The organism is Nocardia sputorum, from assembly GCF_027924405.1.
Taxonomy (GTDB): Bacteria; Actinomycetota; Actinomycetes; order Mycobacteriales; family Mycobacteriaceae; genus Nocardia; species Nocardia sputorum.
In genome coordinates, this window is sequence record NZ_AP026978.1 from 4,827,391 (window position 1) to 4,852,510 (window position 25,120).

Annotated in this window: 22 protein-coding genes; 15 read left to right on the forward strand and 7 right to left on the reverse strand. The window is 70.1% G+C overall.

Features of this window, described 5'->3' with window-relative positions:
- Window positions 1-28: 28 nt before the first annotated feature.
- On the reverse strand, window positions 29-1,768 hold the full coding sequence (gene treZ / locus QMG86_RS21800; RefSeq protein ID WP_281874535.1) for a malto-oligosyltrehalose trehalohydrolase: 1,740 nt from the start codon (window positions 1,766-1,768) through the stop codon (window positions 29-31).
- Window positions 1,769-2,324: 556 nt separating this feature from the next.
- On the opposite strand from treZ, the gene QMG86_RS21805 reads away from it, so the two are divergent.
- Entirely contained in the window at window positions 2,325-2,942 is a 618-nt protein-coding gene (locus tag QMG86_RS21805) for a class I SAM-dependent methyltransferase (RefSeq protein ID WP_281874536.1), read from the forward strand.
- A gap of 3 nt (window positions 2,943-2,945) precedes the next feature.
- Here QMG86_RS21805 and QMG86_RS21810 read toward each other — a convergent pair whose 3' ends face one another.
- Window positions 2,946-3,347 (reverse strand): PPC domain-containing protein, encoded by a 402-nt coding sequence (locus tag QMG86_RS21810; RefSeq protein WP_281874537.1) that lies wholly within the window; start codon window positions 3,345-3,347, stop codon window positions 2,946-2,948.
- 159 nt (window positions 3,348-3,506) lie between these two features.
- Here QMG86_RS21810 and QMG86_RS21815 point away from each other — a divergent pair, with 159 nt between their 5' ends.
- Window positions 3,507-4,079, forward strand: coding sequence for a TetR/AcrR family transcriptional regulator (locus tag QMG86_RS21815; RefSeq protein WP_281874538.1), 573 nt, complete (start codon window positions 3,507-3,509; stop codon window positions 4,077-4,079).
- A 72-nt stretch (window positions 4,080-4,151) separates the two neighbouring features.
- Window positions 4,152-5,348 (forward strand): Cmx/CmrA family chloramphenicol efflux MFS transporter, encoded by a 1,197-nt coding sequence (locus QMG86_RS21820; protein ID WP_281874539.1) that lies wholly within the window; start codon window positions 4,152-4,154, stop codon window positions 5,346-5,348.
- A 268-nt stretch (window positions 5,349-5,616) separates the two neighbouring features.
- On the opposite strand, the gene dnaE is transcribed toward QMG86_RS21820, so the two are convergent.
- Window positions 5,617-9,165: a DNA polymerase III subunit alpha gene (dnaE, locus tag QMG86_RS21825; protein ID WP_281874540.1), complete on the reverse strand. Its 3,549-nt coding sequence runs from the start codon at window positions 9,163-9,165 to the stop codon at window positions 5,617-5,619.
- A 321-nt stretch (window positions 9,166-9,486) separates the two neighbouring features.
- Between dnaE and QMG86_RS21830 the strand changes: the two genes are divergently transcribed.
- The 9 genes from QMG86_RS21830 (at window position 9,487) to QMG86_RS21870 (ending at window position 19,678) form a co-directional block, all read left to right on the forward strand.
- Complete coding sequence (locus QMG86_RS21830; protein ID WP_281874541.1) at window positions 9,487-9,924, forward strand: hypothetical protein; 438 nt, start codon at window positions 9,487-9,489, stop codon at window positions 9,922-9,924.
- Window positions 9,925-10,225: 301 nt separating this feature from the next.
- Entirely contained in the window at window positions 10,226-11,422 is a 1,197-nt protein-coding gene (locus QMG86_RS21835; protein WP_281874542.1) for a sensor histidine kinase, read from the forward strand.
- 82 nt (window positions 11,423-11,504) lie between these two features.
- Window positions 11,505-12,302, forward strand: a complete 798-nt coding sequence (locus tag QMG86_RS21840; RefSeq protein ID WP_281874543.1) for a LytR/AlgR family response regulator transcription factor — start codon at window positions 11,505-11,507, stop codon at window positions 12,300-12,302.
- Complete coding sequence (locus tag QMG86_RS21845) at window positions 12,299-12,655, forward strand: hypothetical protein (RefSeq protein WP_281874544.1); 357 nt, start codon at window positions 12,299-12,301, stop codon at window positions 12,653-12,655. Before QMG86_RS21840 ends, QMG86_RS21845 begins: the two co-directional genes overlap by 4 nt.
- A gap of 412 nt (window positions 12,656-13,067) precedes the next feature.
- Window positions 13,068-14,819, forward strand: coding sequence for a sodium/solute symporter (locus tag QMG86_RS21850; RefSeq protein WP_281874545.1), 1,752 nt, complete (start codon window positions 13,068-13,070; stop codon window positions 14,817-14,819).
- Between the two features lie 161 nt (window positions 14,820-14,980).
- On the forward strand, window positions 14,981-15,337 hold the full coding sequence (locus tag QMG86_RS21855; RefSeq protein WP_281874546.1) for a DUF485 domain-containing protein: 357 nt from the start codon (window positions 14,981-14,983) through the stop codon (window positions 15,335-15,337).
- Window positions 15,334-16,971 carry a monocarboxylic acid transporter gene (locus tag QMG86_RS21860; RefSeq protein WP_281874547.1) on the forward strand — a complete coding sequence of 546 codons (1,638 nt, stop codon included), beginning with the start codon at window positions 15,334-15,336 and terminating at the stop codon, window positions 16,969-16,971. The genes QMG86_RS21855 and QMG86_RS21860 overlap by 4 nt, the downstream gene beginning before the upstream one ends.
- 51 nt (window positions 16,972-17,022) lie before the next feature.
- Entirely contained in the window at window positions 17,023-18,981 is a 1,959-nt protein-coding gene (gene acs / locus QMG86_RS21865; RefSeq protein ID WP_281874550.1) for an acetate--CoA ligase, read from the forward strand.
- Window positions 18,982-19,222: 241 nt separating this feature from the next.
- Window positions 19,223-19,678 (forward strand): Rieske (2Fe-2S) protein, encoded by a 456-nt coding sequence (locus QMG86_RS21870; protein ID WP_281874551.1) that lies wholly within the window; start codon window positions 19,223-19,225, stop codon window positions 19,676-19,678.
- A 10-nt stretch (window positions 19,679-19,688) separates the two neighbouring features.
- Here QMG86_RS21870 and QMG86_RS21875 read toward each other — a convergent pair whose 3' ends face one another.
- From QMG86_RS21875 to QMG86_RS21885, 3 genes are all read right to left on the reverse strand, one after another.
- On the reverse strand, window positions 19,689-20,156 hold the full coding sequence (locus tag QMG86_RS21875) for a VOC family protein (RefSeq protein WP_281874552.1): 468 nt from the start codon (window positions 20,154-20,156) through the stop codon (window positions 19,689-19,691).
- Between the two features lie 82 nt (window positions 20,157-20,238).
- The gene (locus tag QMG86_RS21880; protein WP_281874554.1) at window positions 20,239-20,964 is read right to left on the reverse strand and encodes a hypothetical protein; all 726 of its coding nucleotides are present in this window, start codon (window positions 20,962-20,964) and stop codon (window positions 20,239-20,241) included.
- Window positions 20,952-21,842 (reverse strand): hypothetical protein, encoded by an 891-nt coding sequence (locus tag QMG86_RS21885; protein ID WP_350356415.1) that lies wholly within the window; start codon window positions 21,840-21,842, stop codon window positions 20,952-20,954. Before QMG86_RS21885 ends, QMG86_RS21880 begins: the two co-directional genes overlap by 13 nt.
- Before the next feature lie 205 nt (window positions 21,843-22,047).
- Between QMG86_RS21885 and lspA the strand changes: the two genes are divergently transcribed.
- Genes lspA through QMG86_RS21900 form a run of 3 tightly spaced genes read left to right on the forward strand, consistent with a single transcriptional unit; the run spans window position 22,048 to window position 24,228 of the window.
- Window positions 22,048-22,647: a signal peptidase II gene (lspA, locus tag QMG86_RS21890; RefSeq protein WP_281874557.1), complete on the forward strand. Its 600-nt coding sequence runs from the start codon at window positions 22,048-22,050 to the stop codon at window positions 22,645-22,647.
- A complete protein-coding gene (locus QMG86_RS21895; protein ID WP_281874558.1) occupies window positions 22,644-23,570 on the forward strand; it encodes an RluA family pseudouridine synthase in 927 nt (308 codons plus the stop codon). The genes lspA and QMG86_RS21895 overlap by 4 nt, the downstream gene beginning before the upstream one ends.
- Complete coding sequence (locus QMG86_RS21900; protein WP_281874559.1) at window positions 23,563-24,228, forward strand: hypothetical protein; 666 nt, start codon at window positions 23,563-23,565, stop codon at window positions 24,226-24,228. The genes QMG86_RS21895 and QMG86_RS21900 overlap by 8 nt, the downstream gene beginning before the upstream one ends.
- A 12-nt stretch (window positions 24,229-24,240) precedes the next feature.
- Here QMG86_RS21900 and QMG86_RS21905 read toward each other — a convergent pair whose 3' ends face one another.
- A complete protein-coding gene (locus QMG86_RS21905; protein ID WP_281874560.1) occupies window positions 24,241-25,059 on the reverse strand; it encodes a PhzF family phenazine biosynthesis protein in 819 nt (272 codons plus the stop codon).
- Window positions 25,060-25,120 lie beyond the last annotated feature (61 nt).

The window sequence follows — 25,120 nt, forward strand, 5'->3', positions numbered from 1 at the left end:
GCCTGCCGCGAGCTGGGGTTCCACGCGCTCAGCGCGGGCCGGGCGGGGCGGTTTCCAGCAGGGTGAAGGAGTGGCCGGGAACGGTTGTGGCGGAAGGGCCGATCGTCGGCGACTCCCAGGACAGCAGCGGGATGCCCGCGATCGGCACCGCCACCTGGTCCTCGCCGAGGTTGCACACCAGGGCCAGCGTGCCCCGGCGCAGGACGATCCATCGGGCGGCCTCGTCGTAGTCCACCGAAACGTGGGTCAGCCAGGGGTCACTGAGCTCCGCCCGGTCCCGGCGCAGGGCGAGCAGGGTGCGATAGCAGGACAGCAGCCGGGCGTGCCCCGGTTCGTCGGCTTCGGTCCAGTCGAGCTTGGAGCGCAGGAACGTCTTCACGTCCTGCGGGTCCGGCACCTCGCCCGCGGGCCAGCCGTGGGCGGCGAACTCTTTCTTGCGCCCGGATGCGGTGGCGGCGGCGACCTCTGGATCGGTGTGCGAGGTGAAGAACTGGAACGGCGTGCGCGCTCCCCACTCCTCCCCCATGAACAGCATCGGCGTGAACGGCCCGCACAGCACGAGGGCGGCTTTGATCGCCAGCTGCCCATCGGTCAGGTAGGCGCTCGGGCGGTCGCCGAGTGCCCGGTTGCCGATCTGGTCGTGATCGCAGGTGTAGGCCAGCAGCGCGCTGCCGGGGATCAGGCTCCGATCGATCGGGCGGCCGTGCGTGCGCCCGCGGAAACTGGAATACGTTGCGGCGTGGAAGTAGCCGTGCTTCAGCGTGCGGGCCAGGCAGCGCAGCGAACCGAAGTCGGCGTAGTAGCCCTGCCGTTCGCCGGAGACGGCGGTGTGCACGGCGTGATGCAGGTCGTCGTTCCACTGGGCGGTGAGGCCGTAGCCGCCGGCCGCGCGCGGGGTGATCAGCTTCGGATCGTTCAGGTCGCTCTCCGCGACCAGCGTCAGCGGCCTGCGCACGTGGGTGGCGAGCCGCTCGACGGCGACCGACAGTTCGGTCAGCAGGTGTGTGGCGGTGCGGTCCACCAGAGCGTGCACGGCGTCCAGACGCAGGGCGTCGATGTGGAAATCCCGCAACCAGCGCAACGCGTTGTCCAGGATGTGGGCGCGCACGTGATCGGACTGCGGGCCGTCCAGGTTGAGGCTCTGGCCCCACGTGTTGCGGCCCTCCGTCAGGTAGGGCGCGAAACGGGGCAGGTAGTTGCCGGACGGGCCGAGATGGTTGTAGACCACGTCCAGGCAGACCGCCAGCCCGCGCAGATGGCAGGCGTTCACGAACCGCTGCAAACCGTCGGGGCCGCCGTAGCTCTCCTGCACCGCGTACCAGAGCACGCCGTCGTAGCCCCAGTTGTGCGTGCCGTCGAAGGCGTTCACCGGCATCACTTCGACCACGGTGACGCCCAGCCGGACCAGATGGTCGAGCCGTTCGATCGCCGCGTCGAAGGTGCCTTCGGGGGTGAATGTTCCGATGTGCAACTCGTAGTAGACCGCCCCGGCCTGCGGCCGCCCGGTCCAGTGCGCGTCGGTCCACCCCGCCGGATCGAGGGTGTGCAGGGCCGAGCGGGCGTGTACTCCGTCGGGCTGGCGCGGGGAACGGGGATCGGGCAGGACGGTCGGGTCGTCGTCGAGCAGGAAGCCGTATCCGGCCCCGTCCGCGGCCGGAACATCGGTGCGCCACCACCCGTCCGGCGACCGCCTCATCGAGTGGACGACACCCTCCAGATCCAGTCGCACCGCCTCCGGCCGCGGCGCCCACACCTCGAACACAGTCACCGCGCCAGCATCGCACGGGCACGCCCGGCCCGCCGGATACGGACACCGGCCTCGATGCAGCAACCCCTGATGCGCGGCAACCGGCCGGTGCACGTGGTCCGCGCGACCAGATCCGCGACCGACAGTGCCGGCCCGCGCCCGCTACATTCCCGTACGCGGCGCCGCTCGTCCCACGGGGCTGACCCGACATCACTCGCGCGGCGGTGGAGCCGACCGACCGCGACGGGATCGACGGCCTCACCATGCACCCCGGCCAGTGCGCCCGGCGTCGCCACCGCCATGCTCTAACGCCACTTCCCGACCGGGAAGCGCTCCTGACGAGGATCGCGGGAGCTGGTGCTCGCCGAGATCCCGCCGCCCGGGACAAGGCGCACCAGAAGTGGCGCCTCTAACGCAGGCACCCGTGGATGCTGCAGCTACTGGCGCACGCGCGCCCCGGCCGGCGTGACGTCAAGACGTCCGCGGTCGAGGGCGTGACCGGCCGAGCGCAGGAATCCGCCTGGCAAATGGTCGTGGGGCCCTGGTCTGAACAGGTCGTGCCTGCGAGAGTGGAGAGGTGGGCGTCTATGCGGAGCACGTGGTCCCCCGGATCGTCGACCTTGCCTGCGGGTTGCAGGACTTGAAGCCGTTACGTGAGCGGGCGTGCGCCGGCCTGCACGGGCGGGTCGTGGAAATCGGTTTCGGTTCCGGATTGAATGTGCCGTTCTACCCGGCGGCGGTCGAGAAGGTGTGCGCGGTCGAGCCCGCCGATCTCGGCTGGCGGCTGGCGAGCGGCCGCCTCGCCGCCGCCACCGTGCCGGTCGAGCGGGCCGGGCTGGACGGGCAGGCGCTGCCCTTCGCCGACGACACCTTCGACTGCGCGCTGTCGACCTGGACGATGTGCACCATCCCCGACATCGCCGCCGCGCTCGCCGAGGTGCGCCGGGTACTCGTCCCTGGCGGCACCCTGCATTTCGTCGAACACGGACGGGCACCGGACGAAAAAGTGCGAGTGTGGCAGAACCGGCTGAACCCGGTTCAGAAACGACTGTTCGGCGGCTGCCACCTCAACCGCGACATCCGCGGCCTGGTGACAGACGCCGGTTTCGAGATCCGCGACGCCGAGTCGTTCTACGGGGAGCACGCTCCCCGCTTCCTGGTCGCCCAGACGCTCGGTGTCGCGGTGTCGCCCTGACGATCAGACGATGCGCACCGACAAGGTGTAGGTCGCGTTGCCACGGCTCGGCTCCACCGAGATGGTGTAGTAGCCGCTCTTGGGCAACGTGATCCGGCTCCAGGTCTCCTCCGCGCACAGGACGCGCCCGTCCGGGCCGCTGGTGGTGAACCGCGCGTTGGCTTCCACCGAGCTGAGGTCGAGGGTCAAGGTCTGCCCGGCCCGCGCCTCGAACGCGAAGGTGTCGGCATCGCCGCGGACTACTGCTCCGTCGACCGACGTGTGATCGCTTCCCGGCGCGAACTCGATCTCGTAGACCGAGCCCGCGTTCGCCGCGCCCGCCCCGACCGCCGCGACGGCGAACGCGGGCACGAACAGCGTGACGCCGAGCACGAGCAGGCGCAGGGTGCGCAGGATGGCTTGCATGGTGATCCTCGTTTCCTGGAGTGGACGACTTGCTCCAGAACTGTCCGCGCACCCGCCTATCGAATGCTTAACAGCGCCTTGCGGTTTGAAACACCGCAGGTCACAAGCCATCGGCCAGATATTGGAACGATCTGTTCAAAACTGTGCTAGCCTGAACCCATGCCACGACCCAGATCGTTCGACGAGGACCGCGCGGTGGACGCGGCGATGCACGCCTTCTGGCGCGCGGGATACGAGGCGACCTCCACCGAAGACCTCTGCGCCGCGACCGGGCTCGGCCGCAGCAGCATCTACAACACCTTCACCAGCAAGCGCGACCTGTTCGGCCGCGCCCTGCGCCGCTACATGACGACGAAGAACGCCGCGACGTTCGATCTGCTCGACAGCCCGGCGGAGGTGCGCGTCAAGATCCACGCTTTGTTGTGGCAGATCGCCGAGGCCCCCGACGAGGACCCGCTCGGCTGCCTCGTGGTCAATTCGATGATCGAACTCGCCCCGCGCGATCCCGAACTCGCCGCCGTGCTCGCCGCCGATCACGAACGACGGCTCGCCGCGCTCATCGACGTCTTCGACAGCGCCCGGCGCGCGGGCGAGATCGCGCCGGACAAGGATCCGCGAGCGCTGGCCCACTTCGTGATCGCCACGATCAGCGGGATGCGGGTGGCCGCGCGCGGCGGCGCGGACCGCGAAACGCTGGCCGCCATCGCGACCACCGCGCTCGACGCCCTCTGAACCCTCTCGGCTCGGCGACGGCTTCGCCGCGCCCACATTTTGGATAGATCAGTACAAAACAAGGAGGTACCGATGCCCGTGGCGATCTACGTCCTGGGTCTGTCGATCTTCGCCCAGGGCACCTCGGAGCTGATGCTCGCGGGCCTGCTCACCGAGATGGCCGGAGACCTGGGCGTCTCCGTGCCGCGCGCGGGGCTGCTCATCTCCGGGTTCGCCCTGGGCATGCTGGTGGGCGCGCCGGTGCTGGCGGTGGCGACGCTGCGCTGGTCGCGGCGGACGGCGCTGCTGGCCTTCCTCGCGGTGTTCGTCGGCACGCACGTCGTCGGGGCGCTGACCTCGGACTACTGGGTGCTGTTCGCGACGCGGGTGGTCGGCGCGTTCGTCTACGCCGGGTTCTGGGCGGTGGCCGCGACCACGGCGATCAGCCTGGTTCCTGTCACCGCGCGCGGCAAGGCGATGAGCATCGTCGCGGGCGGGCTCACCTTGGCCATCATCATCGGGCTCCCGGCGGGCACCGTGATCGGGCAGCAATTGGGCTGGCGGGCGGCGTTCTGGGCGGTCGCGCTGTTGTCGGCGGCGGCCGGGATCGGCGTGCTGGCGAAGATCCCCGGCGGACGGACCGACGCGCCGCTGCGACTGCGCACCGAACTGCGGACCATGATGCGTCCCGCGCTGTGGCTGTCCTACGCCACCACCGCGCTGTCCATCGCCGCGCTGATGGTCACCTTCGCCTACCTCGGCGCTCTGCTGTCCCGCACCACCGGCCTGGCGGACGGCTGGATTCCGGTGGTACTCGGCGTCTACGGACTGGGCGCCTTCCTCGGCATCGTCCTCGGCGGGCGCACCGCCGACGATCACCCGCTCACCAGCCTGTACGTCGGCATCACCGGTGGCGTGCTCACCTCCGCGCTGCTCGCCCTCACCATGGAACACGCCGTGCCGGTCGTGCTGCTGTCATTCCTGTTGGGCGCGTTCGGCTTCGGCATCAACCCGACCCTGAACAGCCGCGTCTTCACCCTCGCCGGCGACGCGCCCACCCTGGCGGGAGCCACCAACATCTCCTCGTTCAACGTCGGCATCACCGCAGGCCCTTGGCTCGGCGGGCTGGCCATCGGCGCGGGCCTCGGCTACCCGGCGGTCGCGTGGATCGGCGTGGTCCTCGGCGTGGCCGCCCTCGCCGTCGTCGCGGGCAGCCACGCCCTGCAACGCAAGGAGGCGGCGCGAGCGTCGGCCGGCGCGCCTGCCCCGGCGCTGGCCGAAGTGGGATAACCCCTGCCCACCCAGGCAGCGGCCCTGGCCCGACGATGCAGATCGGGTGCGGGGCCACTGTCGTTCTGCGTGGGAACCCGTTCAGGCCGGCCGGTCGAACTCGCCGTCACGAACGGCATCCCACCGGCCTGGCGGGGCCACGCAGATCAAGATCACGGCACATGGTGGAGAGCTCTTCCGCTCGCGTTTCGCCGCAGCCATGTGCCACTCGACGTCACAACCCCGGGTGGGCATGCAGCCGACGAATGGCCCGTGCGCAGCATGCCGCTCAGCTCGCCAGGCAGCCTGGGCCCAGCAGCGCCTTCAGGTCGCCCATCAGTGCCGACGACGGGGAGACGCGTAGGCGGTCGTCGAGTTTCAGCAGCGTGGTCTTGTCTCGGGCGCCGACGTGCCGGATGTGGACATCCGACGTGCCGGGATGCCTGGACAGGACCCGCTTGAGTTCGCCGATCTTGTCCGGTGTGCACATCCGGGTGGTGATGGTGACCGCGAGCGGCTTGGCGACGCCGACGGCGGACAGGTCGGGCACGGCGAGATCGTTCGCGATCAGCGAGATCCGGTCGTCGCGGACCGAGACGCGCGCTTTGACCAGCACCACGGCGTCCTCCACGACGTCCATCCCGTACACGGAGTACGCCTGCGGGAAGAACAGCACCTCGATGCCACCGGTGAGGTCTTCCAGCTGGGCCGAGGCCCAGGCCAGGCCGTTCTTGTTGATGCGCCGGTTCACCGAGGCGAGAATGCCGCCGACGGTCACCTGCGTGCCGTCCTTGATGTCGCCTTCGAGGATGGCGGGAATCTGCGTGTCGGCCTGCGCCGCGAGGACATGCTCGACGCCGTTGAGCGGATGTCCGGACACGTACAGCCCGAGCATCTCCCGCTCCAGCGCGAGACGGTGCTTGGACTCCCACTCCTCGTCGGGCACCTTCACGTTGAACACCGAAGTCACCGACTCGTCCGCGTCCAAGCCGCCGAACAGATCGAATTGACCCATCGCCTCGGCCTTCTTGGTGGCCATCACGGCATCGATCGCGTCGGAGTGGATCAGCATCAGGCCCTTGCGCGGGTGCCCGAGCGAGTCGAAACCGCCTGCCTTGATCAGCGATTCGGTGACCTTCTTGCTCGCGGCGATCGCGTCGATCTTGTTCAGGTAGTCGGAGAAGTCGGTGAACTTCGACTTCTCCTTGCGCGCCTGGATGATCGAGGCCACGACGTTCGCGCCGACGTTGCGCACCGCGCCGAGACCGAAGCGGATGTCCTTGCCGACGGAGGCGAAGTTCTGCTCGGACTCGTTGACGTCCGGCGGCAGCACGGTGATGCCGAGGCGGCGGCAGTCGGACAGGTAGACCGCGGCCTTGTCCTTGTCGTCGCCGACGGAGGTGAGCAGACCCGCCATGTACTCGGCCGGATAGTTGGCCTTGAGGTAGGCGGTCCAGAACGAGACGAGGCCGTAGCCGGCGGCGTGCGACTTGTTGAACGCGTAACCGGCGAAGGGAAGGATGGTGTCCCACAACGCCTTCACCGCGGCCTCGGAGAAACCGTTCGCGGTCATGCCCTCGTGGAAGCCCTTGTACTCGGCCTCGAGCACTTCGAGCTTCTTCTTACCCATGGCCTTGCGCAGCGCGTCGGCCTTGCCCATCGAGTAGGAGGCGACCTTCTGCGCGATGAACATGATCTGCTCTTGGTAGACGATCAGGCCGTAGGTCTCGGCGAGGATGTCCCTGAGCGGTTCCTCCAGCTCGGGGTGGATCGGCTTGATCGGCTGCCGCCCGTTCTTGCGGTCGGCGTAGTCGTTGTGCGCGTTCATGCCCATCGGGCCGGGCCGGTACAGCGCGAGCACGGCGACGATGTCGTTGAAGCCGGTGGGCTGCATGCGGCGCAGCAGGTCGCGCATGGGGCCGCCGTCGAGCTGGAAGACGCCGAGAGTGTCACCGCGCGAGAGCAATTCGTAGGTGGCCGGGTCGTCCAGCGGCAGGTTGTCCATGTCCAGGTCGATGCCGCGGTTCGCCTTGATGTTGTCCAGCGCGTCACCGATGACGGTGAGGTTGCGCAGGCCGAGGAAGTCCATCTTCAGCAGGCCGATGGCCTCGCAGGACGGGTAGTCCCAGCCGGTGATGATCGCCCCGTCCTGGGGCCGCTTCCACACCGGGATGGCGTCCATCAACGGCTCGGAGGACATGATCACCGCGCAGGCGTGCACACCGGCGTTGCGGATCAGGCCCTCGAGGCCGCGCGCGGTCTCGTAGATCTTGGCCACGTCGGGGTTGCTGCCGATGAGCTCACGGACCTCGGCTGCTTCCTTGTACCGCTCGTGATCGGGGTCCATGATGCCCGACAGCGGGATGTCCTTGGCCATGATCGGCGGCGGGAGCGCCTTGGAGATCTGGTCGGCGATGGCGAAGCCGGGCTGGCCGAACTGGACGCGCGCGGAGTCCTTGATCGCGGCCTTGGTCTTAATGGTGCCGAACGTGATCACCTGGGCGACCCGGTCGCTGCCCCACTTCTCGGTGGCGTAGCGGACCATCTCACCGCGCCGGCGATCGTCGAAGTCGATATCGATATCGGGCGCGGACGGACGCTCCGGGTTGAGGAACCGCTCGAACAGCAGGCCGTGCGGCAGCGGGTCGATGTTGGTGATGCCGAGCGCGTAGGCCACCAGCGAACCGGCCGCCGAACCACGGCCGGGACCCACCCGGATACCGACTTCCCGCGCGTGCTTGACCAGGTCGCCGACGACGAGGAAGTAGGCGGGGAAGCCCTTCTGCTTGATGACGTCGAGCTCGAAGTAGGCGCGGGTGTAGTACTCCTCGGGCACGCCGCCCGGGAACCGGCGCGCCAGGCCGCGGTCGACCTCCTTGCGCAACCAGGAATCCTGGTCCTCGCCCTCGGGCACCGGGAAGACCGGCATGCGGTCCTTGAAGGCCCACACGTCGTCGTAGGACTGGACCCGCTCGCCGATCAGCACCGTGTTGTCACACGCGCCGGGCACCTCGGCGTCCCACAGCGCGCGCATCTCCTCGGCGGATTTCAGGTAGTAGCCGTCACCGTCGAACTTGAACCGCGTGGGATCCGACAGCGTCTTGCCGGTCTGCACGCACAGCAGCGCCTCGTGGTTGGCGGACTGGTCCTTGGTGACGTAGTGGCAGTCGTTCGTGGCCAGCGCCGGAATGCCCAGCTGCTTGCCGACGTTCAGCAATCCCTCGCGGACCCGGCGCTCGATGGACAGGCCGTGGTCCATGACCTCGAGGAAGAAGTTGTCCTTGCCGAAGATCTCCTGCCACTTGGCCGCGGCCTCCAGCGCCTCACGCTCGTGCCCGAGGCGCAGGCGGGTCTGCACCTCGCCGGACGGGCAGCCGGTCGTCGCGATGATGCCCTCGGCGTACTGGGCGATGATCTCCGCGTCCATGCGCGCCCACTTGCCGAGCTGGCCCTCGATCGAGGCCAGCGAGGAGAGCTTGAACAGGTTGCGCAGGCCGGTCGCGTTCTCGGCGACCATGGTCATGTGGGTGTAGGCCCCGGAGCCGGAGACGTCGTCGCCCTTCTGGCTGGGATCGCCCCACTGCACGCGCTTGGTGTCGAACCGGGAGGCGGGCGCGATGTAGGCCTCGATGCCGATGATCGGCTTGATGTCGTGCTTCTTGGCCGAGTTGTAGAACTCCGACGCGCCGTACATATTGCCGTGGTCGGTCATCCCGACCGCGTTCATCCCCAGCCGTTTCGCCTCGGTGAACAGTGGCGAGATCTTGGCCGCACCGTCGAGCATGGAGTACTCGGTGTGGTTGTGCAGATGGACGAACGATCCGGACGAGGCGGCCAAGACGGTCCTTCCTCCCAAGGTCTCGACGGGGGTTGGCTGGACCGATTCTAGGCGGGCCCACCGACCGGTTCGGCACGGCTCGCTGGCGTCGCGCAGGTGCCCGGCGTGTCGGTGAGGATGATCACCGGCGCGTCCTGGCGACTCGCCGTGTGAGCGGCCGATTTCCGCGAGTGTCGGGACTGCACGGAATGCCGCAACCACCGGCCGAGGGCCATGACACGGCGGTACGCTCTGCTTCCCTCCCCGCGACGCTGCCGGGCGCTTCCGGGGACGGACGAGCACGACAGGCAGGATTGTTTTCCCGAAATCGTGGAGGTGTCGATGAATTCGACCACAGCACTGTTGACCGTACCCCTCACCGCGATGGCGGCCATGGTCGCGACGGCCGCGCCCGCGACCGCCGCGCCCGCCGCGTTCGCCACCGTGTACACCCTGGCTCAGGGGCCGTGCGTGGGTCAGGTGCAGATGTCGGTCAACGGCAACGCCTACCCCAACCAGGCGGCGTTCACCGTGGGCGCGACGCTGGTCGGCACCGGGCCGTGCACGCTGCCGATCACGCTGAACTGGCACAACGTCGGCACCGGCCAGGAAGGCACGTTCCAGGTGGTCGCCCAGGGCCCCGGCTACTGGGGCAACAGCAGCCACTCCACGCTGTTCGCGCCCGGCATCGGCCAGTTCACCGCGACCGTCACCATCGGCGCGGCGCACTTCCCCGACCCGGGCACCGTCGAGTTCACGGTGCCTCCGTACCAGGGCTGAGACTCCCATAGGCGGACCGCGCCCTCGCCCGGCGGCGACGCGGTCCGCGCTCGACTCGAACCGGCCGGCTTGTACGGCCGCTGTGGCGATCGTTTGCCGCGAGCGCTCGATCGCCACCCCGCACCCGATCGCCGGGGACCGCGGCGGCCGGCCACTCTCACCGGCTCCAGCCCCCTCGCGCGACGCTGTCGCCCGTGCCCGCGCTCGACCGCACGCCGTCTTCGCGCTACACGGCCGCCACCGCCCAGCAACCGATCAGATCGGATAATCAGCCCATGAAACCCCCGCGCCGCTGCCCGCCATGACCACCGCGCTCGCCGTCGCGGCCACGGCCGCGTTGATCGCCGGTGCGCTGCTGATCTGGTCGCGCACCCGCAGAGTGGTGACCACCCCCGCCGAGCGGGCGGTGCATTCGGCGCTGCACATCGCGTCGCTGGCGGCGGTACCGCTGCGGCGCGGGCTCACCGAGCAGTCCGCCCGGGAGGCGGCGCCGCACCTGCGGGCACTCACCGGGGCCGAGGCGCTCGCGCTGGCCGATCCCGACGGCACCCTGCTGGCCTGGGACGGGCCGCACGCCGAACTGGCCGAATACTTCGGCGAAGCCGCCGAGCGCGCCGTCGCGGGCGAGCGTCCGGTGCTCGTCGCCGGACCGGGCCGGGGCGAACACGCGGGGCGCACCCTGATCGCGCAACCGCTGCTGATCGAATCCAACGGCGTGGCCGGCGTCCTGGGCGTGGTGAGCACCGGCCAGCCGGGACCCGGTCGGCTCGGCGCGGTCGCCGAAGTGGCCCGGTATGCCTGCGGACAGCTCGAGCTGGCCGAACTGGACGCGTCACGGGCCCGGCTGGACCGCGCCGAGGTCCGCGCGCTGCGGGCACAGATCAGCCCGCACTTCATCTACAACGCGCTGAACACCATCGCCTCGTTCGTCCGCACCGACCCGGCGCGGGCCAGGGAGCTGATCCTCGAATTCGCCGACTTCACCCGGTACTCCTTCCGGGCCGCGGGCGAATTCACGGTGCTGTCGGACGAGTTGCGCAACATCGAGCGATACCTCGCGCTGGAACGCGCCCGTTTCGGCGACGCGCTGCAGGTGCGGCTGCGGATCGCGCCCGAGGTGCTCGGGGTGGTCCTGCCCTTTCTGGCGCTGCAGCCGCTGGTGGAGAACGCGGTGCGGCACGGGCTGGCGGGCACCGCCCACGGCGGCACCGTCAGCATCGTCGCCACCGACGCGGGCACCGACTGCGTGATCAGCGTCGAGGACGATGGCGTCGGCATGGACCCGGACCTCCTGCGCTCCGGCGCGCTGGACGCCGTCGACGCCGGGACGGGCCCCGCCGGGTCCGGAGAGGCCGCCCACGTCGGACTGGCCAACGTCGACGACCGATTGCGCGCGGCCTTCGGCGACGACTACGGGTTGGTCGTGGAAACCGCCCCCGGCGCGGGGACAAAGGTCAGCTTGCGCGTTCCCAAATTCCGCGCGGGCATCCGGCCGTGAAATCGGCGCACGCGACACCCTCGACCCGGGCGCGTGCCGCCCGGTCGGCGGTCCGGCACGGGAGCTTTACGATGGTGCGATTGTGACCCGCGTTACCGGCAAGCCGGCGGGCGCGCTGCGCGTGCTCGCCGTGGACGACGAGAAACCCGCTCTGGACGAGCTGGTGTATCTGCTGCGCGCGCGGACCGAGATCGGGGAGATCCACGCGGCGGGCGATGCCACCAGCGCGCTGCGGGTGCTGCGCGCCCACCCCGTCGACGCGGTCTTCCTGGACATCAACATGCCCGGCCTGGACGGCATGGAACTGGCGGGCATCCTCTCGGAGTTCGCCAATCCGCCCGCCGTGGTCTTCGTGACCGCGCACGACGACCGGGCGATCGCCGCGTTCGATCTGGGCGCGGTGGACTACCTGCTCAAACCGCTGCGCGAGGCCCGGCTCGCCGAGGCGGTGCGACGGATCGCGGCGGCCCGCAGCGCGCCGCACCAGCCCGCCGCCGACGCGCGCGCCGACCCGAGCGAGGTCATCCCGGTGGAGCTGGGCGGGGTGACGACGCTGGTGCCGAGATCGAGCGTGAGCTGGGTGGAAGCCGACGGAGACTACGCGCGGCTACACACGAGCGGCGGGTCGCATCTGGTGCGGATCCCGTTGTCGGCGTTGGAAGCACGCTGGCACGACGCGGGCTTCTTGCGCGTGCACCGCTCGTATCTGGTGGCGCTGCGGTTGGTCACCGGGCTGCGCACGGTGGGTTCCGGCACTGTGGTGTGCCTGCGCGCCGAGGGCGACGCGCGAGCGGTCGAACTGCCGGTGAGCCGACGACAGGTGCGCGAGCTGAAACAGCGGCTGGTGCACCGGCCTAGGCAACACTGGGGCAATCAGTGACCACGCCGCAGCGCCGGCGCGTGGTGCTCTCCGAGCGACGGGGCGCACGCCGGGTGCGCACGCGCGTGGAGGTCGCCGAGCAGACCGAATTCGGCGAAGCGCTCATCGGCGGCCTCATCCGCGCGCAACTCGGGCTGGCGCTGCGCGTGGGCCTGGTGACGATCGCGCTGCTGTGCGCGCTGCCGGTGCTGTTCCGCACCGGCTCGATCGGATCGATGACGGTGCTGGGCATCCGTTTGCCGTGGCTGCTGCTCGGCGGCGCGGTATACCCGTTGCTGTTCCTGGTCGGCCGCACCTACGTGCGCTTGGCCGAACGCAACGAACAGGATTTCCTCGAACTGGCCGAGGACTGACCGTGCACCCGGCCCGAACTCATCCCGCGGCACGGACGCCCGGTTCCGCCCGCCCGCACATGGCCCGTGCCGATCCGTGCCCTCCGGCCGGCGCGCGGGAGTCCCGGCCACCCACCCGGAACCGGTGGACCCGGAGCCCGTCACGATCCTCATTGGGCGCGTCGACCACACCGGTGACCAGGGCCGCATCGCATACCGAACCGTCCCACTCGCCCACCGGCCGAAACGTCCCCAGGACCCAGGTAACGCGCGGATCCAGCCAACCCGCCCAGAGGTGCGCCCCGACGTCGGGCACGACGTCCACGCCGCCGCGGGCCGCATCGCACAACGAACCGTTGCGCTCGCCCACCGGTCGAGATGTCGCGGGGGCGTACCGCGCCGATCCGTCCGGCTCGCCCGGAGGCACGCCGTGATGCCGGGCACGGCTCCCGCGCTGACGGTGGCGGCGCTGGTGCTCGCGGCGCTGGCGACGGTCGCGATCGGCGCGTACGGCGTGCGCCTCGCCCGCACCACGTCGGATTTCCTCGTCGCTTCGCGCAGCGTGGGGCCGCGCTGGAACGCCGCCGCGATCTCCGGCGAATACCTCTCGGCTGCCTCGTTCCTCGGCGTGGCCGGGTTGATCGCGAAGTACGGCGCCGACGCGCTGTGGTACCCGGTGGGCTTCACCGCCGGGTACCTGGCGCTGCTGCTGTTCGTCGCCGCCCCGCTGCGCCGCTCCGGCGCGTACACGGTGCCCGACTTCGCCGAATTCCGGCTGGGCTCAGTGCGTTTGCGAAGACTCGCGGCCACCGTCGTGGTGCTCATCTGCGCGGTGTATCTCATCCCGCAGTTCCAAGGGGCCGGGTTGACGCTGCACATCCTGCTCGGTGTTCCGGACTGGGTGGGCGCGGTGGCGGTGGGCGCGATCGTGATCGCCAACGTGGTCGGCGGCGGGATGCGCTCGATCACCCTGGTCCAGGCGTTCCAGTACTGGTTGAAGCTGACAGCGGTGGCGCTGCCCGCGCTGGTGCTGCTCGGGCACTTCCTGGCCGACGAGCGCGAGCTGGGCGCGCCCGCCCCGCCGGTAGTGTCCGAGCGCACCACCGTCGACGTGACCACCGACGTGGTGGTGCGGGTCGGCGCGCCGCAGCGTGTCTCGATCACCGGAACCCTGGACGAGCACGTGGTCGACGGCCCGGTGCCGTTGGCACCCGGCACGCACGAGCTGGCGGCGGGAACGAGGTTGGTGCTCGAGGCGGGGGCGGCGGTGCCGGTGGTGGCGGGCGCACCTGCCGACGGCGCGGGCTGGCTGGCGCCCGGCCGCGGCTTGGGCGGACCGCATCCGACCTACCAGGTGTATTCGCTGATCCTCGCGACCTTCCTCGGCACCATGGGTCTGCCGCACGTGCTGGTGCGTTTCTACACCAACCCGGACGGGCGGGCCGCGCGCGCGACCGCGCTCGCGGTGATCGGTCTGGTCGGGCTGTTCTACCTGTTCCCCGTCCTGCTGGGCGTGTTCGCCCGGCTGTACGTGCCACAGTTGCTGATCACGGGGACCAGCGACGCCGCGGTGGTGCTGCTGCCCGGGTCGGTGGTGGCCGGGCTGCCGGGCCAGTTGCTCGCGGCGCTGGCCGCAGCCGGCGCGATCGCCGCCTTCCTGTCCACCTCGTCGGGACTGCTGGTGAGCATCGCGGGCGTGCTCAGCACCGACATGCTGCGCGGGCGGATCCGGGACTTCCGCACCGCGGCCCTGGTCGCGGGCTCGGTACCGCTGGCGCTGTCGCTGACGGTGGTGTCGCTGGATCTGTCCCGCACCGTCGGCCTGGCCTTCGCGGTGGCCGCCTCCACGCTGTGCCCGCTGCTGGTGCTGGGCATCTGGTGGCGCGGGCTGACCGCGACGGGCGCGGCGGCCGGTCTGATCGCCGGCGGCCTCGCCGCGGGCACCGCCACCGCCGTCTCGGTGACCGGCGGATTCTCCGACGAGGTCGCGGACGGCTGGCCCGCGGCGCTGCTCGGCTATCCGGCGGCGATCAGCGTGCCGCTGGCGTTCGCCACCATGGTGCTGGTCAGCTCGGTCACCCGGGGACTGGAGACCAGGACGGTGAGCCGGATCTTCGTCCGGATGCACGCGCCCGAGCGACTGGGCATGGGTGCCGATCGCGAGCGCAGTCTGCGCTCGGACTGACCAGGGACCGCACCGCGGGCCGACCGTTCGTCGCGCGGTATCGACCGCTCACCGCAGATTCGGACACCTTCATGGAGTGACCCACACCACAGCCTACTGGCGCACCCCGGGACTGGCTTACCGTCCTCGAGAAGTAAGCCACGTCACTTGGTAGGACCATCATGACCAGTACCGAACTCGACGACACCGCCCCGCGGCGAGCGCCGAGCGCAGCAGAATTCGCCGAAGTCCAGGCGAGCCCCCAATTCCAGGAACTGCGAATGCGCTTGCGTCACTTCGTGTTTCCGATGACCGCGTTGTTCCTGCTCTGGTATCTCGGTTACGTCCTGCTCGGCGCGTACGCCCACGACTTCATGAGCCACCCGGTGTTCGGCAACGTCAACGTCGGATTGCTGCTCGGCCTCGGCCAATTCGTCTCCACCTTCGCCATCACCGCGCTCTACGTCCGGTTCGCCAACCGGGAACTGGATCCGCGCGCGGCGAAGATCCGTGGCTACCTCGAGGGAGAACGCGCGTGAACACCGTGCACACCTACGCCGCCGCCGCGACGGTCGGCAACCCGGTCGCGAATATCGCCATCTTCGGCGTCTTCGTCGTGTTCACCATGATCGTGGTGATCCGGGCCAGCCGGAACAACGCCACCGCCGCCGACTACTTCACCGGCGGGCGCGGCTTCTCCGGCCCGCAGAACGGCGTCGCCATCGCGGGCGACTATCTCTCGGCCGCGAGCTTCCTCGGCATCGCGGGCGCCATCGCGGTCTACGGCTACGACGGATTCCTCTACTCCATCGGATTCCTCGTCGCCTGGCTGGTCGCGCTGTTGCTGGTCGCCGAGATGCTGCGCAACACCGGCAAATTCACCATGGCCGACGTGCTGAGCTTCCGGCTGAAGGAAGGCCCGGTGCGCACCGCCGCCGCGCTGTCCACGCTCACGGTGTCGCTGTTCTACCTGCTCGCTCAGATGGCGGGCGCGGGCGGGCTCGTCGCGTTGCTGCTGGACATCTCCGATAAGACCGGACAGTCCGTCGTGATCGCCGTCGTCGGTGTGTTGATGATCGTGTACGTGCTGGTCGGCGGCATGAAGGGCACCACGTGGGTGCAGATCATCAAGGCCGTGCTGCTGATCGTGGGCGCGGCGCTGATGACCGTCATGGTGTTCGCCAAGTTCGGTTTCAACGTCTCCGACATCCTCGGTTCCGCGCAGGAAGCCGTCTCCGAGTCGTCGAACAAGGCCGTCGCCGCGCGTGACGTCCTCGCCCCCGGCGCGCAGTACGGCGGCAGTGAGACCTCGAAGCTCAACTTCCTGTCCCTCGGTCTGGCGTTGGTGCTCGGCACCGCGGGGCTGCCGCACGTGCTGATGCGCTTCTACACCGTGCCCACCGCCAAAGAGGCGCGGCGCTCGGTGGTCTGGGCGATCGGCCTGATCGGCGCGTTCTACCTGTTCACCCTGGTGCTGGGCTACGGCGCGGCGGCGATCGTCGGGCCGGACCGCATCCTGGCGGCCGCGGGCGGGCAGAATTCGGCGGCGCCGCTGCTGGCCTTCGAGCTGGGCGGCGTGGTGCTGCTCGGCGTGATCTCCGCGGTCGCCTTCGCCACCATTCTCGCGGTGGTCGCGGGCCTGACCATCACCGCGTCGGCGTCGTTCGCCCACGACATCTACGCCAACGTCATCAAGCGCGGCAAAGCCGGTGAGCGCGAACAGGTCCAGGTCTCCCGGATCACCGCGGTGGTGATCGGCGTGCTGGCCATCGCCCTGGGCATCCTGGCGAACGGCCAGAACGTCGCCTTCCTGGTGGCGCTGGCGTTCGCGGTCGCCGCGTCGGCGAACCTGCCGACCATCCTGTACTCGCTGTTCTGGCGGCGGTTCAACACCACCGGTGCGCTGTGGAGCATGTACGGCGGCCTGATCTCGACGATCGTGCTGATCGTGTTCTCCCCCGCGGTCTCCGGTACCAAGACCGCCATGCTGCCCGGCATGGACTTCGACTGGTTCCCGCTGTCCAACCCGGGCATCGTGTCCATCCCGTTGGCGTTCCTGCTCGGCGTGCTCGGAACCTTCGTCGGCGGCAGGTCCGAGGACCCGGCCAAGGCGGCGGAGATGGAGGTCCGCTCGCTCACCGGCGTCGGCGCGGAGAAGGCGGTGGTGCACTGATCGTCGCCCGGCATACCTCGCCCCCCTTGCTCTTTCGTTAGGAGATCTCGCGTGACCAGCGCAACCACCGATGACCGCGACACCACCGCCGCTTACCCGCCGGCCCCGGAGTTCGCCGCCCAGGCGAACGCGAGCGACGCGCTCTACGACCGGGCGCGGTCCGATCGGCTGGAGTTCTGGGCCGAACAGGCCCGCAGGCTGCACTGGCACGAACCGTTCACCCAGGTGCTGGACTGGAGTGACGCGCCGGTGGCGAAGTGGTTCGTCGGCGGCAAGCTCAACGTCGCCTACAACTGCGTGGACCGCCACGTCCTGGACGGACACGGCGACCAGGTCGCCATCCACTGGGAAGGCGAACCCGGCGACTCGCGCGCCATCACCTACCGCGAACTGCTCGACGAGGTCTCCCGCGCCGCGAACTACATCACCGAACTCGGCCTCGAGACCGGGGACCGAGTGGCGATCTATATGCCGATGGTGCCCGAAGCCATCGTCGCCATGCTCGCCTGTGCCCGCTTGGGCCTGACTCACTCCGTCGTCTTCGCCGGATTCTCCCCCACCGCCCTGCGCCAGCGCGTCGACGACGCCCGCGCCCGCCTGATCATCACCACCGACGGGCAGTGGCGGCGCGGCAAGGCCGCTCCCCTGAAGGAGGCCGTCGACGAGGCCCTCTACGCCCACGGTGACACCCCCTCCAGCGTCGAGCACGTGCTGGTCGTGCGCCGCACCGGCATCGAAGTCCCCTGGACCGAGGGCCGCGACCTGTGGTGGCACGACACCGTCGCCCACGCCTCCCCCACCCACCACGCCGAAGCCTTCGACGCCGAACACCCCCTGTTCATCCTCTACACCTCCGGCACCACCGGAAAACCCAAAGGCATCCTGCACACCACCGGCGGCTACCTCACCCAAACCGCCTACACCCACCACAACGTCTTCGACCACAAACCCGGACACGACGTCTACTGGTGCACCGCCGACATCGGCTGGGTCACCGGCCACAGCTACATCGTCTACGGCCCCCTGGCCAACCGCACCACCCAAGTCGTCTACGAAGGCACCCCCAACTCGCCCACCGAACACCGGCATTTCGAGATCATCGAGAAGTACGGCGTCACCATCTACTACACCGCCCCCACCTTGGTCCGCACCTTCATGAAATGGGGCAGGGAGATACCCGCCGCCCACGACCTGTCCAGCATCCGGGTGCTCGGTTCGGTCGGCGAGCCCATCAACCCGGAAGCCTGGCGCTGGTACCGGGAGGTCATCGGCGGAAACCGCACCCCGATCGTGGACACCTGGTGGCAGACCGAGACCGGCGCCATCATGATCTCCCCCCTGCCCGGCGTCACCACCGCCAAACCCGGCGCCGCCATGACCCCGCTGCCCGGTATCTCCGCCCAAGTCGTCGACGAAGAAGGCAAACCCGTACAACGCGGCGAAACCGAAGCCAACGGCTACCTCGTTCTCGACCAGCCCTGGCCGTCGATGCTGCGCGGCATCTGGGGCGACCCCGAACGCTACAAAGCCACCTACTGGGAACGCTTCGCCGAGCAAGGCTGGTACTTCGCCGGCGACGGCGCCAAACTCGACACCGACGGCGACCTGTGGGTCCTCGGCCGCGTCGACGACGTCATGAACGTCTCCGGCCACCGAATCTCCACCGCCGAAGTCGAATCCGCCCTCGTCGGACACCACACCGTCGCCGAAGCCGCCGTCGTCGGCGCCACCGACCCCACCACCGGCCAAGGCATCGTCGCCTTCGTCATCCTCACAGCCGAAGCACAAGACACCGGCACCACCCTCATCGACGACCTCAAAGCCGAAGTCGCCCGCGAAATCAGCCCCATCGCCAAACCCCGCGAAATCCACATCGTCCCCGAACTCCCCAAAACCCGCAGCGGCAAAATCATGCGCCGCCTCCTGCGCGACGTCGCCGAAGGACGCGAACTCGGCGACACCTCCACCCTCGTCGACCCGAAGGTGTTCGAATCGATCGCCCGCGGGTAACCACCCAAGAGCGGCGGACCCGGCCACGAACAGATGAGGGGGTCCGGGTCCGCCGCTCGCTTCCTCGGCCCGTCCGCACCTCGCCGCCCGCGCCACGACACGCCCGACAGCGACACTCGAGCACACCGAATTGAACCGCGGGACCGCCCTACTCCGTTGACCAGGCGGAAAGCGGCACCGGCGCAATGCCTGCCGCGCCTTCGAGCCGCACAGCGGCCTCGTCTTCGGAACGGAACGCGACATGACATTCGACGAACAGCTCCGCACCCGCCGCAGGGCGGTCATCGCCGGTGCGGGCATCGCCGCCGCCGCGGCGGTCACCGCCTGCACCGCCTGCACCGCCTACGGCAAGGGCGATTCCGCGCCGGATACCGCGTCCACCGCTCCGGAAGACCGGCCGATCAATGCGGACCGGCCCGCGAACGCGCTCGCCGAGACCGCCGACATCCCGGTCGGCGGCGGCGTGATCGTCGGCGACACCGTGGTGACCCAGCCTGCCGCGGGCACCTTCGTCGGGCTCTCCTCGGTGTGCACGCACGCCGGTTGCAAGGTCGCGACGGTGTCCGGCGGCACCATCAACTGCGCCTGCCACGGCAGCAAGTTCGCGCTGGACGGCACGGTGGTCGCCGGCCCGGCCACGCGGCCGCTCGCGCCGAAGAGCGTCCGGGTCGCCGGTGGTTCGGTGGTCGCCGGGTGAGCCGTCCGGCTCAGGAACCGCCGAACAGGTCGGCCATCCGGCGATCCATCTCGTCGGGCGGCACGTCCTCCACGTGGGTGGCCACGGTCCACCGGTGCCCCCAGGGATCCTCGAAGGCGCCGCTGCGGTCACCGTAGAACTGGTCGGTCATCGGCGTGAGCTCCTTGGCGCCCGCGGCCAGCGCCGCGGCGAAGGCGGCGTCGGCGTCCTCGACGTACACATACAGGTTGACGGGGGTGCCGCCGACCGTCTTGGGGTCGAGGAAGTCCATATCGGGCGCGGGATCGCCGAGCATCACGACCGAATCGCCGAACATCAGCTCGCAATGCGCGATCTTGCCGTCCGGACCGGGCATCCGCATGCGCTCGGTGGCGCCGAAGATGTTCTTGTAGAAATCGATCGCCGCCGCCGCGCCGTCGATCGCCAGCCCCGGCGAAACCACCGGATATCCCTCGGGAACGGGTTTGACATCAGACATGGAAAACCTCCGGTCGAGGCGTTGTGTCGGACCATGCCGAGCCTATTCCGGCGACCGGCGCAATTGGCCGGATCGTCGGAAATCAGGGACCTGCGACCCCCTGCAGACGGCGCACCTGGGCCGCGGTGAGCGCGCCGAGCACACCGGGGTCCACCGCCTCCGGCGCGGTTACCGCCACCTGCAACAACGTGCTCTCCACCTGGACGATCGCGACCGACGAGCCCAGCGTGAGCCCTTCGCTGGTGGCGCGGACCTGGAAGGCGGTGGCGGCCGCGCCGGCAGCGGGCTGGGCGAGTCCGCCGATCCGGTAGTCCACCGCGATATCGGTGGCGTCGTCCCCGGAATAGCGCGTGCACCGGCGTAGGGTCTCCTGCACGGCCGAGAACGCGCCCGCGAGCGCGTCCCGCGGATAACTCGCCGCATCGATATCGATGCTGGAGAAATTCGGCCCGGCGTATTGTGTGGCGGCCTGGGCGAGTGCGCCGGGGTATTGCGCGCCGAGCGGACTGAGGACTTTCGCGCATTCCGCCGGATTCGTCACCGACGAGCCGGCCGGGGTGGCCCCGGGGTCGGGGCGGGGCGGCAGGGCGGTGAAGCCGGGCGGTAGATCCGTGTCACCGAGCAGCCGTGCGGCCAACCGCCCGGAGTCGGTCTCGGGTGCGGACGTCACCGGCGCAGCGGCCACCGCGGGCCCCAGCGGCGGCAGCTCCGGCGCTTTCGCGGCGGGCGCGGAGGACCCGCACCCCACGACGACAGCGACGGACGCCACCGCGATCGGCAGGCCGTACGCCCGGCTCACTCGGCCCACGACACCTGCGTATCGATCGTCTGCCGCAGCGTGCTGTCACTGTTCGGATCGCGGTAGGCCTGGTGACCGCCGACGGTGATGGACCCGGCCACCGGCAGCGGCAGGCCCAGATCCACCGTGATGGTGCCCGCACCCTGCATGACGTAGTCGCGGATGTCCAGGGTCCCCGCGTTGTTCGGCAGGTTCCACACCGGCGACTTGGGCTTCTGGGTGACGTGCAGCTCGATGGTGAGCCGGTCGCCGTCGCGTTTGCTCAGCGTCGCGGTGGTCACCTGGTCGAGCAGGACGCCGCTGCTCACCTCCTGGCGCACCGTCCACACCGCGCCCTCGCCGACGGGCTCGTCGGGGAACGCGATCGACCGGTAGACGGCCTGATAGAACGCCTGCTCGAGCGCGGCACGGGCGGTGTTGGACGTGTCCGGCGCCGGCTCCAGCCGCAGCGCGGTGATCGCGCCCAGATCGCTGAGATCGAAGCCCGCGTGCGAGCCGCCGATCTTGGTGAGCGCTTTGGCCATCGTCGGGTCCGGCGAGGTGACCGTGCCCAGGGTCAGATCGATGCCCTCTGCGGTGGTCTGCGCGGTCATCGGGATGGTCAGCGCGGGCGTGGAGAAGTCGCGCTCGGGCTGTTCATCGATCTGCTGCTCGATGTGGTGGGCGGTGTAGAGCGTGACCCGCTGCACCGTGCCGGCCGGATACTCCGGCCGCAGCAGCGAGCGGGGCTCCGCGCCGGCCGATTCGACCGTGGCCACCGCGGCCGCGATCGGCACGGTCACTTCCTTGCCGATGCCGAGCGGCTCCGTTCCGTCGGCCTCGCCGGTCGACTCGGCGCCGTCACCGCAACCGACGCCGAAGGCCGAGAGCCCGAGCGCGAGCACCATGAGCAGCACACCCGAGCGCGCGCTCCGTGCGAAGCCGGCGCTCCGATGAAGGCGGGGGGAAGACAACACCGTCACGAGCATCAGGGTACGACCGCTTCCTGAGTGTCAGCTGGGACGTCGGCTGTGCGCCGCTCGGCGTGCCCGCGACCCCCGGGCGCCGGGCGGGCAATCGGACGCGCGCACCGGCCCCGATTCCGCTCGAGCGATGATGGTCGGTGTGAGTGACGACCGGCCGCCCGAGGAAAACCCAGCGAACACCGCCGATCCGACGACCACGTCGGCTCCCCCCCAGCGCCTGCGGGCGCTGCTCGTCCTCGCCGCGGTGGTGTTCGGACTGGATCTGCTCACCAAGACCATCGCGGTGGCGAACCTGACGCCGGGCGAGCCGGTATCCATCGTCGGCGACTTCGCGCGGCTGAGCCTGGTGCGCAACCCGGGCGCGGCGTTCTCCATGGCCACCGGCATGACCTGGTTGCTGACCCTGGTCGCCGCCGCCGTCGTCATCGGCGTGGTGCGCATCGGCCGCACCCTGCGGTCCCTGTGGTGGGCGATCGGACTGGGCATGGTGCTCGGCGGTGCGCTGGGCAACCTGGTGGACCGGCTGTTCCGCGCGCCCGGCCCGCTGCAAGGGCACGTGGTGGATTTCGTGGCGGTCGGTTGGTGGCCGGTGTTCAACGTGGCGGACTCCGCCATCGTGTGCGGCGCGATCCTGCTCGTCGTGCTCACCGTGTTCGGCTTCGAGCCGAACGGCACCCGGGTGGGCCACGGCAAGCCCGGCGGCGCGAGCGAGGGCAGCGCGGCATGAGGGAGACCAGGACCATGCCCGTCCCCGACGGGCTCGACGGCATGCGCGTCGACGCGGGGCTGGCCCGGCTGCTCGGCCTGTCCCGCACCGCGGTGGCCGCGCTCGCCGAGGAGGGTTCGGTGCAGCTCGACGGCGTCGCCGCGGGCAAATCCGACCGGCTCACCGCCGGGGCCTGGCTCGAGGTGATCTTCCCGGAGCCGAAGCGGGAACTGACCATCGAGGCCGAACCGGTGGAGGGCATGAAGATCCTCTACGCCGACGACGACATCGTCGCGGTGGACAAGCCGGTCGGCGTGGCCGCGCACACCGGCGTCGGCTGGACCGGCCCGACCGTCGTGGGCGGCCTCGCCGCGGCCGGATACCGCATCTCCACCTCGGGGGCCCACGAACGGCAGGGCATCGTGCACCGCCTGGACGTCGGCACCTCCGGAGTGATGGTGGTCGCGCAGTCCGAGCACGCGTACACGGTGCTCAAGCGCGCGTTCAAGCAGCGCACCGTCGACAAGCGGTATCACGCCCTCGTGCAGGGGCACCCGGATCCGAGCAGCGGCACCATCGACGCCCCGATCGGACGGGCCCGCGGCAACGACTGGAAGTTCGCCGTCACCGCCGACGGACGGCCCAGCGTCACCCACTACGACACCGTCGAGGCGTTCCACGCGGCCAGCCTGCTCGACATCCACCTGGAGACCGGCCGCACTCATCAGATCCGGGTGCATTTCTCCGCGATCCGCCACCCGTGCTGCGGTGATCTCACCTACGGCGCCGATCCGCGCCTGGCCGAGCGGCTCGGGCTGCAACGCCAATGGCTGCACGCCCGGTCGCTGGGCTTCCAGCATCCCGCTGACGGCCGCTATCTGGAGATCACCAGCGAGTACCCCGATGATCTGAGACACGCGCTGGACGTCCTGCGCGATGCCTGACCGCCGGGTGCCGCCGTGGCGCGGGATCATCCTGGGCGCGGCGGCGCTCGCGCTGATCGTGCTGATCTATGCGCTGGGGGCGCTGCGACCGCCGTATCGCCCCGCGGTCTCCACCGACCGGCTCGGGCCGGATCAGGGCGAGCAGGTCGCGGATTACCTCGCCCGATCGCGCGATTCGCTCAGCGCGGGCGGTGACGAACCGCGCTGGGCGCTGGTGTCGTTCACCGAACCCTTGGTTCCCGGCCGGATCCCCGCGCACAGCGGCGGCTTGCGCATCTCCCAGGTGCTCTACCGGGTGCCGATCGACCGCGTGCAGACGCCGCTGGTGGCCGTGCCCGTCCCGGAAGGCATTGCCGCTGCGGTGGATTCGGCGCGCGACGCGGCCTGGCTGCTCCCCCGCCCCGTCGACGATCGCGCCGCTCGGGTGGTCGCGTTCTCCGCCGCCCGGCTGCGGGACGGTTGCGGCTGCGTCGTCGGGCTCGTCGTCCGCGGCTCCCCGGCGCGGTTGCGCGAACTGGCCGGGGGCAACGGCATCCGCGCGGTCCAGGCGCTGCCCGCCGACGCGGTAGCGGGCAGCTTCGCGGTCGCCCCGCTGCTGCCCGAGTACCGCGACGTCGTCGCGCCCGGCCCCGACGACGGACCGGTTCCGCAGCCGTGAGCGCCAGCGCGGTCAGTCCGGCAGAGTGACGACGCCGTCGAGGTAGCGGCGGCACCGTCCGAACAGCAGCACCCGCTCGCCCGCCAGTTCGCAGCGCAGGCTGCCGCCCCGGCGCGAGAGCTGCCGGGCCCGCAGTTCGGTGCGACCGAGCCGCTCGCTCCACAGCGGAACCAGCTGGGCGTGCGCCGATCCGGTCACCGGGTCCTCCGGGACGCCCACACCCGGGCCGAAGAACCGGGAGACGAAATCGACCGAGTCGCCGGGGGCGGTGACGATCGCGGCGCGCGGTAGGGCGGGGAACGCCGACAGCACCGGCGCGGCATCGCGCACCTCTTGTTCGGTCGCCACGACGATCACCTCGTCGGTGCCGGAATACGCGCGCACCGGACGCACGCCGAGCGCCGCGACGAGCGCCGGATCGGGCCGCACCGGAATGCTCGGCACGACCGGCAGGTCGAGCACGAACTCGTCGTCGTCGGTGCGGTCGACGTGCAGCCAGCCGCTGCGCGTGTAGAAGCTCACCCGGTCCTCGCCGGGATGCATGTCGACCAGAATCTGCGCGGCGCTGGCCAAGGTGGCGTGCCCGCACAGCGCCACTTCCACCCTCGGCGTGAACCACCGCAGGTGGAAGGCGGGCCACTCGCCGGGCGGCACGCCCGCCTCGGGAGGTAACCGCGAGGTGTAGAACGCGGTTTCGGCGAGGTTGTTCTCCTCGGCCAGCTGTTGCAGCAACGCATCCGGCAGCCACGACGGGAGCGGCATCACCGCGGCCGGGTTGCCCGAGAACGGTGCGTCGGTGAACGCGTCGATCTGGTGCAGCAGTACCTCCATAATCTCCAGAAGGTACTCCAACTCTGAATGCCCGCTTCGCACAAGGCTTCTCGTGGCGCGG